This window comes from Mesorhizobium sp. P5_C1, from assembly GCF_054049815.1.
On record NZ_JBFULQ010000134.1, the window covers coordinates 1 to 12,694 of the forward strand.

Sequence of the window (12,694 nt, forward strand, 5' to 3'; positions counted from 1 at the left end):
TTGGCAAGGTGGTGGTGCGAGAATTGCCGGAAGGGGTCGCGATCGGCCGCATTGTAGAGACCGAGGCCTATGTCGTCGGCGATGCCGCCGGGCATGGCTATCGGGGAATGACCCCGCGCAACCGCTCGCTGTTTCTCGAGCCCGGCCACGCCTATGTCTATGTCGCCTACGGCATCTCATACATGCTGAACGTCTCGAGCGAAATGCAAGGGATCGGAACTGGCGTCCTGATCCGGGCGCTCGAGCCGCTCGAAGGCATCGCCATCATGCGGCTCAATCGCGGCATCGAGCGCTTGCGCGACCTGGCGCGAGGACCGGGAAGGCTCGCCACGGCGTTGCGGATCGATCGTTCGCTCGACGGGCTCGATCTTTGCCGGAAAGGCCCGCTATGGCTCGGACATGGTGAGGACGACGAGGTCGGCGAAATCGGGCAGAGCACCAGGATCGGCATTTCGCGGGACGCGAGCCGCCTGCTGCGATTTTATGTCAGGGGGAGCCCGTTCGTCAGCGGGCCGAGATCGCTCAACGAATAAGGGGACAGCCCCCTGTCTCGACGGACACAAAGCCGGTCGGGATTGGACCGCCATATCGACGGGGCTGCCATCTGGTGCTGCCGTTCGCTCCGGGATATCCGGCTGCACATGAGTGAAGCCGTCAAGACATCCAGCCTGGCCGGCGCCGTTTCCCCGATGACCCCGGTGCTGGTCTGCGCGTTCGCGATCTTCCTGCTGTCGGGGATGGACGCGGCGATGAAGACGCTGGTTATCGCCGTCGGCGTCTACAACACCGTGCTGTGGCGCAGCATGGTCGCGACTGTCGTCGCCGGTGCAGCCTGGTCTGCAGGGGCGCGCTCAAAGCCAACCCTTGCGGTGCTGCGGCTGCATGCGCTGCGTGCCGCTGTCGTCGGCATCGTCCTGATATGCTTCTTTTGGGGTCTGGCCAGGCTGCCGCTGGCGGAGGCGATCGGGCTCAGCTTCATCGCGCCCCTGTTCGCCCTCTTCCTCGCCGCCTTGTTGCTGGGCGAGCGAATCCGACGGCAGACGATATGGGCATCGCTGGCCGGCATCGCCGGCGTCGCGATCATAATGGCCGGCCAGTTCGGGCGGGAAAGCTATTCGCACGATGCCATGCTGGGCACGGCGGCGGTGCTCGTATCGACGGTGTTCTATGGCTACAATCTGATCCTGGCGCGGCAACAGGCGCAGTTGGCCAAGCCAATCGAGATCATGTTGTTCCAGAACCTTTGCGTCGCCATCCTCCTCGGCCTCGCCGCGCCGTGGCTCGCGGTGGCACTGCCGACCAACCTTTGGCTTCCCCTGGCCGGGGTGACAGTGCTGTCGCTTGCCGGGCAATTCCTGATGAGCTGGTCCTACGCCCGCGCCGAGGCGCAATATCTGATCCCGACGGAATACTCGGCCTTCATCTGGGCCATCGCGCTTGGCTGGTTCTTCTTCGACGAGGCGGCGACCTGGACCACGCTGACAGGAGCATGCCTGATCGTCGCCGGCTGCCTGATCGCGGCGCGCTCAAACCCGAAGCTGGCCGAGCCGATCGAGGCGACAGTCTGACGGTGCCTGTCGTCAGCCGCGCCGTGCGGCCTCGATCGCGGCGACGTCGATCTTCTTCATGTCCATCATCGCATCAAAGGCGCGCTTTGCTTCATCGCCGCCGGCAGCCATCGCCTCGGTCAGCACGCGCGGCGTGATCTGCCAGGAGACACCCCATCTGTCCTTGCACCAACCGCATGCGCTTTCCTGGCCGCCATTGCCGACGATGGCGTTCCAGTAGCGGTCGGTCTCTTGCTGATCGTCGGTGGYGATCTGGAACGAGAAGGCTTCGTTGTGCTTGAACACCGGCCCGCCATTGAGGCCGAGGCAGGGGATGCCGGCGACCGTGAATTCGACCGTCAACACATCGCCCGCCTTGCCGGACGGATAGTCGCTGGGCGCACGATGGACGGCACTCACCGCGCTGTCGGGAAAAGTCTCGGCGTAGAAGCGGGCTGCAGCCTCGGCGTCTTTGTCGTACCATACGCAGATCGTGTTCTTGGCGATTGCCATTGCTTGTCCCTTTCCCTTTTTGAAGCCATTGCGGCCCGGTTTCCCACGCACCCCCGGCGGCGATTCAGAGTCAGCCTCGACGGTGCGAGCGCAAAATGCGCTCATGCCACCGGATGTTCCGCCCACGAAACGATGTTCCTGTGAGCCGGATTTTCTGCATTCGAGTTGACCGAGGCCGGCGCTAGCCAAGGAGGTTGCGCAGCGTCCGCATGAACACCTTCGACCCGATCGGGATCAGGTCGTCGGGAAAGTCATAGTCCGGATTGTGCAGCGCCGGGTGCCACTCGCCCGCGCCAAGGAAGAACATCGCCGATGCTGCCTTGTGGCCGAACACGCCGAAATCTTCCGAGGCGCGCATCGGCAGGTTTTCTTCGCCGTGCGGGACGCCCTCCTCGTCGAGCGCTCGCCGCAGATGCTCAACCGCCTCCGGTGCGTTGACGCTGGCCACGAACACCTCATGATAGTCCCACCGGGGCGACAGACGATGCTCGGCGGCAATCCGCGTGACCAGGGCTTCCGCGGCGGCGCACAAATTGGCCATGCGGTCGTCGCGCCGGGTGCGCAGCGTCGCCCAGATCTCGGCCTGGCCGGGCGCAATGCCGAACACGGCTTCGCCCATCTCGGCATGGGTGACGGTGACCATGCTGAAGTCGTCGTCGGCAAAGGTTCCGCGCCCGAGCGCAGGCAGGGCCGGCATCAATTGGCTGATTGCCACCATGGGCGAGATGCCGGTCTCGGGCATCGACGAATGCGCGGTCTTCCCCTCCAGCACGATGCGCATGCCGCGCGATGCACAGTTCACCACGCCGGTCTTGAGCCGGACCTCGCCGAGCGGCACGCCCGGCAGATTGTGCAATGAAAACGCGAAATCCGGCCCAATCGCGCCGAAGCGCGGATCGGCTACGACGCCGGCCGCGCCGTTGCCGGTTTCTTCCGCCGGCTGGAACATCAGCACGACACGGCCGCGAGCCGGCCTCTCGCGCCCCAGCTGACGGCCAAGCGCCGCCAGGATCGCGGTGTGTCCGTCATGGCCACACATATGCGACTTGCCAGGCACCAGCGATGCATGTGGCGCGCCGGACAGTTCGTGGATCGGCAGCGCATCGAGTTCCGAGCGAAACAACAGCGTCGGTCCGGCCTTGCCGCTTTCGTAGACCGCCGCCACGCCGTGCCCGCCCAAGCCGGTCAGCACCTGGTCCGGTCCCGTATCGGCGAGGAAGTCGACGACCTCTTTGGCCGTCCTCTCCTCCTCATTCGAGATTTCCGGGCGCTGGTGCAGCTGGCGCCGCCATGCCATGAGCTCGACGATGTCTCGATTGGTCAGGGTCACGTTGTCGGCCTCCGCTTGCGTTCTGCATAACACACGCAACGAAACTTCCGCCAAGGGACAAAGGCGGTCAATCCGGAGCGGGTTGTGCCAGAGCGAGTTCCGGAATGGCGCGCGCCCCGACTACCAGAGTTCAGATGTCGGGATCATCGAGAATGCGAGAGAGCGTGCTGCGCCCAAGCGCACTCATGGCGGGGTTGGTGCGATGGTAATACCAGACGAGACCCAACGCCTGCTGGAATGCCCAAGCCGCACCACGCTGCCACCAAAGGTCCTCAACTTGAAGGCCGCACCGAAAGGTCGCCCTTCGCTCGCGGTCCAGAAGATGCCACGCGACGACCAAATCCAGCGACGGGTCGGCTGGTCCGAAACTGCCGACATCAAGCACTCCGACAAGACGCTCGCCCTGCACGAGAAGGTTTGGTGGGATAAGGTCCTTATGACTCATCACGACAGGCCCAGCGGATGGCAACTCGCGGAAGCGAGCCCACAAGTCGCGCAGGCGAGCCACGTCGAGAAGGCCCTCGCTGTTTTCAAAGCAAACATTCATCCAATCGTCATGATCTGAGAGATGTCCACCACGTCCTTGACCGTCGAAGCGTCGGCCCCGTGTGTCCGCTTTGCGCAACGATGCCACGAGGCGCGCAAGGTCCAGGGCGAACGTCGTCGATCCACTTAGCCCGTGCGGCGTGGCGACCTCGCCTTCGATCCACGTTTGCAATGCCCATGGCATTGGATAGTGAGGACCTGGCTTGCCGAGCCCAATCGGTTGAGGCGTCGGAAACAGGCAATGTTCTCCAATCTCGACCATGGCAGCGGCCTCCGACCGAAGCATATCGGCGCATTCGGTCGGGTTCATCGCCCGCAGTGGGAACCGCGCAGCGCTCTTCGAGCCAATGCGGAAGATGGCATTGACGGTTCCCGAAGATCTAACTGAGGTGATGTCCTCAAGACGATACTGGGGAAACTGATCGCGGATCATCTGGCGGGCGATATCRATGTCGATATCCACCTGATCGTCATGCATCATGAGTTCTCGTCCTGCCGAGCTCGGCATGAAGGGCAAATCGTTTGGTGGTTTTAGCGAATGCACGGACCTATGTCCGCTTCCATGTCTTCGCAGTCGATCCCAAAATGTCTGAAACGAGGCACTTTTCAGACAGGCAGCCCAGGGTCGGGAACTTGCGGCTTCCGGTCCACTCGCCCGACCCGAAACAGGAAGCCGACCCCCGCCGCCGCCCAGTCACCATGAGCCAGGACCATCATGAAGTCCGCGCGGCGTATCGAGACGCCTGTCATCGCACACCCCCAGTGAACCCGATGCTCGTCCCGCGTGCCGTCAACACCTACGGGAAAAATTCCAAGCCCGATGTGCTATCCTGCGAGAAACAGACGACTGGACCGAACTCGAACGAATCCGCACCGGTTGCAGACAAGGCGTCCCCGCTTCGGGTACAGTTGCGCCGAAAGCGACAATCATCGAAGGAGACTATCGAGGTGAACGAAGACGCCGCCAGCCCAAGGCCGCTCGCGGAGATTGCCAGCTATCATGCCCATATCTACTACGACGGGCAAAGCGAGCGACAGCATGCCGAATGGCTGCGCCTTCGCATCGGGGAACGTTTCCGCGTACGCCTGGGCAATTGGCATGAGCAGAAGGTTGGCCCGCATGATCAGGCAATGTACCAGGTCTCATTTGCGAGCGAGATTTTCGCCTCACTCGTGCCGTGGTTGATGCTGAACCATAGGGGGCTCAGCATACTCATCCACCCGAATACGACCAACCCAAGGCGCGACCATCTGGTCGATCCGATCTGGATAGGCCGGCCGCTGGCCGTGAACGGCGATAGTCTCCCGGACGATCATGAGGCGGAAGAGGCGCTGCCGCCCAACACCAACCCGTCTCTCTCGGCCTAGCAATTCTCGGCGCAAGCGTCCGCGCGGGCGAGGAGAAAGGCGGCTTCCCGCATGTTGCGGGTAAGCGTGGCCGCAGTCTCGAATTCGGAGCGGGCCTCGGCCAGCCGGCCGGCCCGAAACAGGAAGTCGCCCCTCGCCGCCGGCAGTGGCGCATAGTTGCGCAGCGCGGCGGCGTCGGCAATCTCGTCCACCAGCCGCAGGCCGGCTTCGGGCCCGAAGGCCATGCTGTGGGCGATCGCTCGATTGAGATCGACCACCGGTGAGGGCATCACGGCCCGCAGCCGGTCGTAGAGCGCTGCAATGCGGGGCCAGTCGGTATCGGCCGGGCTGCGTGCGCGCGCATGGCAGGCCGCGAGTGCGGCTTGCAGTGCATAGGGGCCATCGCCCCCGAGCGTCTCGGCGCGAGCCAGCGCGTCAAGGCCCCGGCGGATCAGCAATTGGTCCCAGCGTGCGCGATCCTGCTCGGTCAGCGGCACCAGGGCACCGTCCGGGCCAATGCGTGCCGGCAGGCGCGATGCCTGGATTTCCATCAGGGCCAGCAGGCCGAACACTTCGGCATCCTCGGGCATCAGCCCCGCCAGCATGCGGCCCAGCCGTTGCGCTTCCCGGCACAGGCCCGGCCGGACAAGATCGTCGCCCACCGTGGCGGCATAACCTTCATTGAAGATGAGGTAGACGACCTCCAGCACCGAGGAGAGCCGCGCCGTGCGTTCGGCGCCGCGCGGCACCTCGAAACTCAATCCGGCCTTGCCGATCGTCCTCTTGGCGCGGACGATGCGCTGGGCGATCGTCGCCTCAGTCGAGAGGAAGGCACGGGCGATCTCGTCCGTCGTCAGACCGCCGATGACACGCAGCGTGAGCGCGGCGCGGGCGTCGGCCGAAAGCACGGGATGGCAGGCCGTGAAAATGAGGCCAAGCAATTCGTCGCCTAGATCGTCGTTCATGGCCGCTTCGATCATCCCGGGCGTGTCGTCGACCTCGCCGTCCAGCTCGCGCGCGATCTCCTCATGCTTGCGTGCGCGCATCTTGTCGCGACGGATCGCGTCGATGGCGCGGCGCTTGGCCACCGTCATCAGCCAGGCACCGGGATTGGCCGGAACGCCGGTACCGGGCCATTGCGACAGGGCAATGACCAGGGCGTCCTGCGCCAGTTCCTCAGCACGGTCGACATTGCGCACGACGCGGGCCAGACCCGCGATGAGCCGGGCCCGTTCAATGCGAAAAATCGCTTCGATCGCCTGGTGCGTCTCGCCTGCTGTCATGCCGCCGCATTGTCGGCCAAAGTCACAAGGCAGGCAAGCAGGCTGCGGCCGACAGTCGCTAGGGCCGCTGAGCTTCGCGCGGGTCCGTTCATGAATTTCCGTGACCTCCGGCGTCCGCTACTCCTGCCAATCAGCCATCTCGTACAACGGCCGGATTTCGATCTCGCTCGGTCCCGGCATGGGGTTGGGGCAGCGCTTCACCCAGGCGACCGCCTCATCCATGTCCTTCACTTCCCAAAGCCAGAAACCGGCGACCAGCTCGCGGGTCTCGGCGAAAGGCCCGTCGATGACCCTGCGGCCGGGACCATCGAACGCAATACGCTTGCCTTCCGAGGAGGGTTTGAGGCCATCGGCGGTGAGAAGGATGCCGGCATTGCGCAGCTCGTCATTGTACTTGCCCATCGCCTCCATCATCGCCGTCGTCTCGGGCGTGGGGACAAAGCCCTTTTCGCTGTCTTCGGTCGCCTTCACGAACACCATCACACGCATCGTCTGTCTCCTGTTCTGAGCCGGCCTCATCGACCTCGCATCGAAACGACGAACGGGGTCTACGGAAATCGACATCGTCCCGCAAATTTCTTCGACGGTTGAGGCGCGCACCCCGCTTCCGGGCTGGGGATCGAAGTCGGCAATGGTCAAAAGCCGGAAGCGGACACCCGAAGACAATGGTTGCGAACCGCTAGCGTCCCAGGCCTGGCTCGGCAGGTCGCGATACATACTCGGGAAACTCCGCGGCGCCTCGGCTCAGGGCCTTCACCATGAGAAGGCCGTCATCAAAGAAGCCGTTTCGAACATAAAACTGGTGCGTGGGTTCCTTGCCAAGCACCATGGCGATACGAAAGACAGCGCATCCAGTCCGCTCGCCCTCCGCCTCGATCCACGCCATCAGCCTGCTGCCCGTGCCAAGGCGGCGCAGCGTCGTGTCGACCACCACATGGTCGGCTTCGATGTACTTTCCACACCAGAGCTGAATGCCCGTCCAGAAGCCGGAGACACCCACTATCCGATCGCCGACATAGGCCGCGATACAGCGGTAGTTGCCCTGCGCGAGCATGGCCGAGAGCCGTTTCCGAAACGCTGCTTCGTCCAGGTGCGAGTGGCTCAGCCGGTACACCGGATAGATCGAGAGCATCTCATCGAGCCCGTTGAGTTCACGAATAACCACCTCGTCGGCCACGACAGCCCTCCTCCCCTGTCGTTCCACTTTGCGGTCGATCCCGGCTGCGGTCCAGTGGGATCATCCAAATCGGGGGATTGAGCCAGTGGCCGCTTCGGGTCAAAAACGGGGCCTGGCGATCGGCGCTGACGGCGGACAAGTTTCACCTGACCAAGTGGCTCCCGGCCGGCAAATCCCGACCACTACTGCGTCTCTTCTCGTTTCCCGTTCAGCTGCGCCCGCGCGTCGCGGATCGAGGCGGCATAGGTCACCAGCGGCCGCTTGACGCCGTGGTTGATCAGTATTCGCCGTGTCTGCGGCGAGGCGCCCGATATGATGAAGCGGACACCGGCGCGCCTGGCCTTGTGGGCGGCGCCCTCGATGACATTGGCCGCGGTCGAATCGAGGAACGGCACGGCCGAGCAGTCGAGGATGAAATTCCTGCGCTGGTCGGCGATGCGGTCGAGCACGGTGCCGACAGTCGATGCGGCGCCGAAGAAGAACGCGCCGGAGATGCGGTAGACGACGGTGTCGACGTCGCTTGCCTCGCTGGCATCATAGGCGCTGCCGCTGCTGTCGGCGACATCCTCCTGCACCAGCGGCAAGTCGGCCTCGACCGCGATCGACTTGGCCATGCGGTCGATGAACAGGATCGACCCCAGCACGAAGCCGACGACGATGCCCTCGGTCAAGTCGCGGAATACGACGAGCAGGAAGGTCACCATCAGCACCAGCGCGTCGCCGCGCGACGCGCGCAGCAGCGTGGCGAAAGCCTGCTTCTCGAACATGTTCCAGCACACCACCGCCAGAACGCCGGCAAGGGCGGCAAGCGGGATGTAGCTGGCGAGCGGCGCGGCCACCAGCATCAGAGCAAGCAGGATGGCGGAGTGGATCATGCCAGAAATCGGTCCATGCGCGCCGGCCCGCACATTGGTCGCCGTGCGGGCGATGGTGCCGGTGGCGCAGATGCCGCCAAACAGGGCCGAGGCGATGTTGGCGAAGCCTTGCGCCACCAGCTCACAGTTGGAACGGTGCCGCCGACCGGTCATGCCGTCGGCGACGACCGCCGACAGCAGCGATTCGATCGCGCCTAGCAGGGCAAAGGCTATGGCATCCGGCAGCACGTCAATCATCCTGCCCAGGCTGACTGGCGGCAAGGCAGGCATTTGCAGGCTGCGAGGGATGCCGCCGAAGCGGGTGCCTATCGTTTCCGCCGGCAGCGCAAACAGCGCCACAACCAGCGAGGCCAGGCCGATGGCGATGAGCATGGCGGGCCATGTCGGCCGCCAGCGCTTCAGTCCGGCGATGGTGACGATGGTCAACACCGCCACGAAGGTCGCGGCTAGGTTGATGGTGCCGGCCGCCTCACCGATCGCCATCAGCTTCGGCACCAGCGGTCCAGGCTCCTTGCCGGCAAGTTTCAGTCCGAACAGTTCGACGATCTGTCCAGAAAAGATGATGACGGCGATGCCAGCGGTGAAGCCGACCGTCACCGGATAGGGGATGAACTTGATGTAGGTGCCGAGGCGGAGATAACCGATGGCAAGCAGGAAAACGCCGGCCATCATGGTCGCCAGCAACAGCCCGTCGACGCCGACCCGGGCAACCGTTGCTGCCACCAGCACGATGAAGGCGCCGGCGGGCCCACCGATCTGGAAGCGGCTGCCGCCGAGCGCCGAAATGATGAACCCGCCGATGATCGAGGTGTAGAGGCCACGCTCCGGCGTCACGCCCGAGCCAATCGCGATCGCCATCGACAGCGGCAACGCGACGATGGCGACGGTCAGGCCGGACATGAAGTCGGCCTTGAACTGCGGCAGATGGTAGCCCTCGCGCCAGACCGTCACCAGCTTTGGCGTGAACAGTTCGGAAAATGTCGGCTTTGCCGACCCTTGGGCCGACTTCTGGGCCGACCTCTGGCCCGGTTGATGCACTGCCCGCTGCGCCTGATCCATGGACTGGTTTCCGCTCCAGAAGGCGGCGGGATCGTCGGCAGGACTGTCGGCGGTCGCCGTCGCGACTTTATGCCGGCTCAGCCTTCGGATCCGGCGGCACGACAGGCTTGAGGCGCACGCCCCTGCCGCCGCGCTCGCTGGTCTGGTTCTCGCCGATCAGCTCCACCCCGGCCTCATCGAGAGCCTGGATGACCTTCATCAGCGTATCGACCACGCCCCTGACCACGCCGTCGCTCGCCTCCATCCGCTGGATGGTCGGAAGCGAAACGCCAGCGCGTTCGGCGAGCGTCTTCTGATCGACGCCGGCCAGCGCCCTTGCGGCGCGCATCTGCGCGGCAGTGATCATCGGCCGAAATCCCCGTCTGAGTCTGCGGCTATAGCGTATAATACCATCATTGTGATGTTTCAAGCATCAACATGAATGTCTGAGACGTAAGCGCCTGTTTGTCCATTTTGTCAGATACTTCCTGGGGACTTCGAGCTAGGGTGTTCCATCTGGGGCAGGGGGTAGCGCGGTTGAATCTTTTCAGGAGCGTAATGACATCGGCATGCGTGCTGTCGGTGGTTCTTTTGCTGGCAGGCTGCGGGCATGGGCTGATCAACCGACTGATTTGATTTCTGCCCGGGGCCGTCAATCTGCAATTTCGCTTTCGTCGTTCAGGCGGCGTCCGCGTCCCCGCTGCAACGCGCGGGCCGCCAACCAGCACAGCATTGCCCAGGCGAAGCCGGCGCACCAGCCGGCCAGCACATCCGACGGCCAGTGGACACCGAGATAGATGCGGCTGACGCCGACCAGCAGCGTCACCAGCACGGCGAGCGACAACACATAGATCTTCGTCACCCTTCCCGGCAGGAAACTCGCCGCCAGCGAGCCGAGCGTCAGATAGGTTACCGCCGACAGCATGGCGTGACCGCTCGGAAAGGACAGCGAAGTTTCGTTGACCAGATGCGAAACGAGTTCGGGCCGCGGCCGGTCGACACCGAGTTTGAGCAGGCTCGACAGCACCTGGCCGCCCGCCACCGCGACGAAGATGAGCAGCGCCGTTGCCGGACGGCGGATCAACAACAGATAGACGATCGTCGCCGCCGTGATCAGCACCAGCACGGCCGAGCTGCCGAGGCTGGTGATATCGCGCATGGCGCCTTCCAGCCAAAGCGGGCCGATCGGCACACCCGGCTGGCCCGGCTGGCGGAAGGCGAGCAGGATTTCGGTGTCGAAGGCGTGCGGCGTGGTGGCCCGCGCCACCTCCATCAACTCCTCGAACCCCCACAGGCAGCCGGCGATGACCAGGCCGGCCAGCAGCACCGGGAATTCGATCCGGTTCAGCAGTGCATTGGCGGCGTTCTTCATCGGCAACTGGCCCGTTACAACCGCCCCTGCAGATAGGGTCCGAGCGTGATCAGCGCCACGGCGGCGATCGCCAGCACGATGCCGGTCGCCTGCAGCGTGTTGACGCGCTCGCCGAAGAACATCAGGGCGACGACATTCACTGAGACCAGCTGGATGACGGCCGAGAGACTGAACGACACCGACATGCCGAATTCGCGGATCAGCCGCAGCATAACCAGATTGCCCAGCGAATAGAGCGCCAGCGTCAGCAGGATCTTGCCAAGGCTCGGCGCCATGCCCCACTGCTTGGCCGCCATCGCCGCCAGCAGGAAGATCACCGTCGAAAAGCCAAGCTGCAGCAACCCCGAAAAACTCAACGTCCTGTCCCCTCTCGAAGCGGATCGCGCCGCGTGTATCGCGGACTTGTTTCCGAAGCGCGCCGGGACGTCAAGCGACGTTGATCAAACGAAGGCCTTGGCAACGGCAGGATGGAAGCTCAAAGTGCCGGCATCGCCCAGCCTGTCGATTGAAGGGCGGTCGGGGGTCATGATTCGCATTCTGCAAAACTTGTTGCGACGCTGGAGCGAGCTTTCTCTCGCGCTGCAATTCCTCGTTGCCGGCGGCTTTGGCCTTCTGGCCGTCATGCTGGTGGTGGGCGCCTGGGTGACGACACAGATCCGGGACGGCGTCATCCGCAATTCGGCTGCCACGACGGCGCTCTATGTCGACAGCGTGATTGCGCCGCTGCTGCCCGACCTGCGCAAGAGCCAGGAACTCAGCGATAGCGTCAAACAAGCGCTCGATGAGACGCTCGGCCAGGGCGCGCTCGGCAAGCGCATCGTATCGTTCAGGCTCTGGCGCCGTGACGGCATGGTTCTCTATGCGAAGGAGGCGGGTTTGATCGGTCACCGCTTCGATCTGAGCCCCGGGCTGCGTTCCGCCTTCCAGGGCAATGTCGTCGCCCAGTTCGATACGTTCGACGAGAACGAAAGCCAGGCGGAGGCGATCGGCTTGCCGTTGCTCGAGATCTACAATCCCGTGCGCGAGCCGTGGTCCGGCGAAGTGGTGGCCGTCACAGAATTCTATGAGGTCGCCGACGACTTCAAGACCACCCTGGCTTCCGCTCTGCTGTCAAGCTGGCTGATCGTGGCCGGCGCGACCCTGGCGGCATTTGTGCTCCTGTCCGGCATCGTCCTGCGCGGCAGCCGCACCATCGACGACCAGCGCGGGGCGCTGCGCCGCCAGGTGTCGGAGCTGCAGGGCCTGGTAGCGCAAAACAACGCCTTGCGGGTTCGCGTGCAGCGGGCGTCCCGCCGCGCCACAGCGCTCAACGAACGATACCTGCGCCGCATCGGCGCCGACCTGCATGACGGTCCGGCCCAACTCGTCGCGCTGGCGGCACTGCGCATGGATAGTCCGGTATTTTCCGGCGATGGCCATTCGAGCGAAAGCCGCTCGACCGAGGTTGCGATGATCCGCAAGACGCTGGAGGATGCGATGCGCGAAATACGCGGCATCTGCACAGGCCTCGTCCTGCCGCAGATCGAGACGGCCGCCACAACGGACATCCTGCGGCTGGCCGTCAACGAACACGAGATGAGGACAGGGACGTCGGTGACACTCACGCTGGCCGGACACTTGCCAGAACCCGGCGCCTCCGAGAAGATCAGCATCTATCGTTTCGTGC

The 12,694-nt window shown here is 64.2% G+C and carries 14 protein-coding genes; 4 read left to right on the top strand and 10 right to left on the bottom strand.

Features of this window, described 5'->3' with window-relative positions; genetic code table 11:
• Together ACXJ7R_RS13385 and ACXJ7R_RS13390 are read left to right on the top strand one after the other, a co-directional pair.
• Positions 1-533: DNA-3-methyladenine glycosylase (locus ACXJ7R_RS13385; RefSeq protein WP_457152250.1), on the top strand; the 533-nt coding region annotated here is incomplete at its 5' end.
• A gap of 108 nt (positions 534-641) precedes the next feature.
• A complete protein-coding gene (locus tag ACXJ7R_RS13390) occupies positions 642-1,568 on the top strand; it encodes a DMT family transporter (protein ID WP_457152251.1) in 927 nt (308 codons plus the stop codon).
• 12 nt (positions 1,569-1,580) lie between these two features.
• On the opposite strand, the gene ACXJ7R_RS13395 is transcribed toward ACXJ7R_RS13390, so the two are convergent.
• The 3 genes from ACXJ7R_RS13395 to ACXJ7R_RS13405 form a co-directional block, all read right to left on the bottom strand.
• Entirely contained in the window at positions 1,581-2,060 is a 480-nt protein-coding gene (locus tag ACXJ7R_RS13395) for a VOC family protein (protein ID WP_457152252.1), read from the bottom strand.
• Positions 2,061-2,241: 181 nt separating this feature from the next.
• Positions 2,242-3,390 (bottom strand): amidohydrolase, encoded by a 1,149-nt coding sequence (locus tag ACXJ7R_RS13400; protein WP_457152253.1) that lies wholly within the window; start codon positions 3,388-3,390, stop codon positions 2,242-2,244.
• Positions 3,391-3,520: 130 nt separating this feature from the next.
• Complete coding sequence (locus ACXJ7R_RS13405) at positions 3,521-4,417, bottom strand: aminoglycoside phosphotransferase family protein (protein ID WP_457152254.1); 897 nt, start codon at positions 4,415-4,417, stop codon at positions 3,521-3,523.
• Positions 4,418-4,884: 467 nt separating this feature from the next.
• Here ACXJ7R_RS13405 and ACXJ7R_RS13410 point away from each other — a divergent pair, with 467 nt between their 5' ends.
• The gene (locus ACXJ7R_RS13410) at positions 4,885-5,304 is read left to right on the top strand and encodes a DOPA 4,5-dioxygenase family protein (RefSeq protein ID WP_457152255.1); all 420 of its coding nucleotides are present in this window, start codon (positions 4,885-4,887) and stop codon (positions 5,302-5,304) included.
• On the opposite strand, the gene ACXJ7R_RS13415 is transcribed toward ACXJ7R_RS13410, so the two are convergent.
• The 7 genes from ACXJ7R_RS13415 to ACXJ7R_RS13445 form a co-directional block, all read right to left on the bottom strand.
• Positions 5,301-6,566 (bottom strand): RNA polymerase sigma factor, encoded by a 1,266-nt coding sequence (locus ACXJ7R_RS13415; protein ID WP_095083837.1) that lies wholly within the window; start codon positions 6,564-6,566, stop codon positions 5,301-5,303. The genes ACXJ7R_RS13410 and ACXJ7R_RS13415 overlap by 4 nt on opposite strands.
• A 117-nt stretch (positions 6,567-6,683) precedes the next feature.
• A complete protein-coding gene (locus tag ACXJ7R_RS13420) occupies positions 6,684-7,055 on the bottom strand; it encodes a YciI family protein (RefSeq protein ID WP_095084367.1) in 372 nt (123 codons plus the stop codon).
• Positions 7,056-7,245: 190 nt separating this feature from the next.
• Positions 7,246-7,743: a GNAT family N-acetyltransferase gene (locus ACXJ7R_RS13425; RefSeq protein ID WP_457152256.1), complete on the bottom strand. Its 498-nt coding sequence runs from the start codon at positions 7,741-7,743 to the stop codon at positions 7,246-7,248.
• A gap of 182 nt (positions 7,744-7,925) precedes the next feature.
• Positions 7,926-9,677, bottom strand: coding sequence for a SulP family inorganic anion transporter (locus tag ACXJ7R_RS13430; protein ID WP_457152257.1), 1,752 nt, complete (start codon positions 9,675-9,677; stop codon positions 7,926-7,928).
• 67 nt (positions 9,678-9,744) lie between these two features.
• Complete coding sequence (locus tag ACXJ7R_RS13435; RefSeq protein WP_095083839.1) at positions 9,745-10,023, bottom strand: helix-turn-helix domain-containing protein; 279 nt, start codon at positions 10,021-10,023, stop codon at positions 9,745-9,747.
• Between the two features lie 285 nt (positions 10,024-10,308).
• Positions 10,309-11,028, bottom strand: a complete 720-nt coding sequence (locus tag ACXJ7R_RS13440; protein WP_095083840.1) for a phosphatase PAP2 family protein — start codon at positions 11,026-11,028, stop codon at positions 10,309-10,311.
• A gap of 14 nt (positions 11,029-11,042) precedes the next feature.
• Positions 11,043-11,384 (bottom strand): hypothetical protein, encoded by a 342-nt coding sequence (locus ACXJ7R_RS13445; protein ID WP_095083841.1) that lies wholly within the window; start codon positions 11,382-11,384, stop codon positions 11,043-11,045.
• A gap of 169 nt (positions 11,385-11,553) precedes the next feature.
• Between ACXJ7R_RS13445 and ACXJ7R_RS13450 the strand changes: the two genes are divergently transcribed.
• Positions 11,554-12,694, top strand: a 1,141-nt coding sequence (locus tag ACXJ7R_RS13450) for a histidine kinase (RefSeq protein ID WP_457152258.1), incomplete at its 3' end; no start/stop codon positions are given.